Consider the following 3,152-nt stretch of genomic DNA (forward strand, 5'->3'; position numbering starts at 1 on the left):
GGCCACCCCACCAGCGCCCGGCGAGCACGTCACTCTGCCCGTCCAAGACGCCTTGGCCGCCCTGCCCGTCGCCGACGAGTGCGAAACGGCTACAGCCGGGAAAAGTTCCGGCACTGGATCGACGCCGACCACGACGGCTGCAGCACCCGCACTGTAGTCCTTCTGGACGAGGCCGTCACCGACCCCGAGCGCACCGGCCGCTGCACCCTGGCCGACGGCACCTGGTTCAGCCCGCACGACGACCGCCAGGTCGACGGGCCCCACGGCCTCCCGATGTCCCGGTACACATCCGGCACCATCACCACGCCGGCCCCGTGCGGAGGGGGCTTCTGTCCAGGTTCCACCGGCACCTCCGCCTCGGGATCCGTCTCCGCGGCCGACAGCTCAGCCAGCACCCTCATGACCGTCTCCCGCGTGATCTCCCACCGCGACGGATCCTCCTGAGCCGCCTCCAGCGTGAGCGCCGACTCCGCCGCCTCAGCCCGCAATGCCTCGACGCGGCGTCGAGTCGCGGCCTCCCGTGCCTCGAGCTCCTCCGGTGCAGACACCACGGCGCCCCACCTCCACCCCCACTCGGTAGAAGCAAGCAGCCGCCCCGACACCGCCAGTCCGCGTCTTCCCAAGTCATTCATCCCCCGAGAGGATTCACACCCAAGGAACTTTCGCCCTCATGGGAATGACCTGGGCCGTTCTTCCGGGGGTGTTCTTGCCCGCTCTGACCTATGGCACTGCCTTCTTCTCCCACAACCTGCCGTATCCGCGCGGAGGGAGGTTCCTGGAGATGGGCTGCGGCGCGGGCGTCACGGCCGTGTGCGCGGGCCAGGCCGGCTGCGAGGACGTGCTTGCGGTGGACGTAGACCCGCAGGCTGTCGCCACCACCATGCGCAACGCGGCACGGCACGACGTCTTTCAGGTCAGGGGCAAGGCAGGCGGCGTCTTCGCCGCGCTCGACGCGCAGGACGGCCCGTTCGACCTCATCTTCTGGGCCTTGCCCTACGAGAACGTAGCAGCGGGGTCGCCTGCCGCTTCCGCCGAAACTCGGTGTGTGCTCGATGTGGGCCACTACTGTTGCCGGACCTACGGACCTACCTCGCCGGCGCCCACTGCCACCTGGCTCCCGGCGGCCGCCTATTCCTCGGGCTCGGTGACATCTCCGATGAAAACGCTCTGCAGGCCCTCGCCGCCGAACATGGCTACCAAGCACGCCTGGCCGCCGCCGACCGGGGAACTCCGGGTCAGGACATCGACGACGAGGGGTCGAACACCGGCTGTATGAGCTGTTGGCCTCAGCCCCCCGACCCGCTGACGAACGATACGTCCCCGCCATAGGCAGTCATTGCCCGGCTCCTTCCGCATGGCGCCCGCCGACCGGGCGTACTCTTCCCGCCAAACTCGCTCCTGCCCGCGAAGACGCGGGATCACACACACCATCCCGGAGAAGCGGGAGCAGGCCGGACACCGGGTCCGGCGTGGTTTGCTCGGCGGTCGCCCGCCTGGATTCAACCGCGAGATGTACAAGCGCAGGCACGAAGTCGAGTGCCCGATCGGCCTTCTGAAGCAGGCACGAGGCGTCGCGACCTGGTACGGCAAGCTCGCTGTCCGCTGCGAGTCGACCGTCCGGCTCGCCCTCATACGGCAGGCGCTGTGACATCCCGTCATCAGTACTCCGTCCCGATGCACCGCTTGCCGTTCCACTGAACCTCACGGTCGACTGGCACAGCCCGATCGAGCACCGCAGCCGGGTGTCGAGTCCGGTTTCCTCGGCCCTTTCTCATCGTGCCGCCACCAGCGGGCTCTCGCCCGCCTCGATCCCGGCGTCGGGCGGCTCCCTGGTCACCGCTCGGCGTCACCTCGTCCAGGCCACCGCCCGGGGAGAGCACGGGCAGTAACGCCAGTCTCTCCGGTGCTGGGAAAGCGGCCGTGCGTGCGCCAGGCCCCGCCGCCCTTCCCGCCGGAAGGCGGCGTCGCGCCGATACACGGCTGATACATTTCCGAGCGTCTTTGGCTCGGTGATCACAACAGGGCTGACGGCGATGGCGCCGACGCTTCTTCCCAGTGCACACGCGAATCCCGCAGGTGCTCGAGGGAAAAAGGTGTTGCCGTGCCGGCCGGAGACCCGTCCGCAAGCAGAGCCAACCCGTACCGCCACGGCCTGAGGTGGCACTACACCGTGGCCGCTGCCGCTGTCGCCCTGTTGCTGGTGCTGGTCCTCAGCGTCAGAGACTGGCTCACCCCGGTGTCGGACGGCGAACGCGACGCCCGCGTCGCCGCCGCACTCGCCGAGCTCGGCCCCGGCTCACAGCGGGCCGACCGCAGACTGCCCTGGCCGTCGGTGGGCCAGAGCAGCATCACCGTGGTGGGTGCGGGTCACATCGGCAGCACCGCGAAACAGCGGCCCATCCCGATCGCCAGCCTGGCCAAGGTCATGACCGCCGCGGTCCTGCTCCGTGACCACCCGATGAGGTCCGGCGACGCGGGGCCGACCGTCACTGTCGACCAGCGGGCGGAGACGGAAGCAGATTCCGCGGACGAGTCCAGCGCGCCGGTGCGCGAGGGGCAACAGCTCCCGCTGCGGCGGATGCTGGAGCTGCTGCTCCTGCCGTCGGCGAACAACGTCGCCCGGCTGCTGGCGCGCTGGGACGCCGGGAGTCAGGAGGCGTTCGTGCGGAAGATGAACCGTACGGCCAAGACGCTCGGCATGACCCGCACCACCTACACCGGCGCCAGTGGCATCGAGGCCACCACCGTGAGCACCGCCGACGACCAGGGCAAGCTGGCCGCGCATGCGATGCGCCAGCCGGTGCTGCGGGCCGTCGTCGCCACCCGGCACACCAGAGTGCCCGGCATAGCGGGCACGGTGCGCAACACCAACCGGCTGCTCGACCACCCCGGTGTGGTGGGTCTGAAGACCGGTTCGAGCACCCCCGCCGGGGGCAACCTGATGTGGGCCGCGCGCATCGGCACGGAGGGTTTCTCCCGTTCACAGGAGCTCTCCCGACCGCGGCGGAGCTCCCCTCTCGTCATCGGTGTCGTGCTGGGCCAGCGTGCCGGGACCTCACCCGCACAGGCCCTGGAGGCGGCGTTCGCACACAGCGAGGCGCTGCTCGACGCGCTGCGGAAGTGGCTGCCGACGACGTTGACCGAGGCGAGGC

At 70.0% G+C, this 3,152-nt stretch carries 4 protein-coding genes; all 4 read left to right on the forward strand.

All coding sequences use genetic code 11. The features are described from left to right. The first annotated feature begins 78 nt into the window (after positions 1-78). The gene (locus AB8Z36_RS33850; protein ID WP_369217216.1) at positions 79-444 is read left to right on the forward strand and encodes a hypothetical protein; all 366 of its coding nucleotides are present in this window, start codon (positions 79-81) and stop codon (positions 442-444) included. Positions 445-670: 226 nt separating this feature from the next. Then, positions 671-1,276: a methyltransferase gene (locus tag AB8Z36_RS33855; protein ID WP_369217217.1), complete on the forward strand. Its 606-nt coding sequence runs from the start codon at positions 671-673 to the stop codon at positions 1,274-1,276. 234 nt (positions 1,277-1,510) lie between these two features. Then, positions 1,511-1,648 (forward strand): hypothetical protein, encoded by a 138-nt coding sequence (locus AB8Z36_RS42390; protein WP_440582067.1) that lies wholly within the window; start codon positions 1,511-1,513, stop codon positions 1,646-1,648. Positions 1,649-2,170: 522 nt separating this feature from the next. Continuing rightward, on the forward strand, positions 2,171-3,152 hold a 982-nt coding region (locus AB8Z36_RS33865; protein ID WP_369217219.1), incomplete at its 3' end, for a D-alanyl-D-alanine carboxypeptidase family protein.

The organism is Streptomyces flavofungini, assembly GCF_041028215.1.
Classification (GTDB): domain Bacteria; phylum Actinomycetota; class Actinomycetes; order Streptomycetales; family Streptomycetaceae; genus Streptomyces; species Streptomyces flavofungini_B.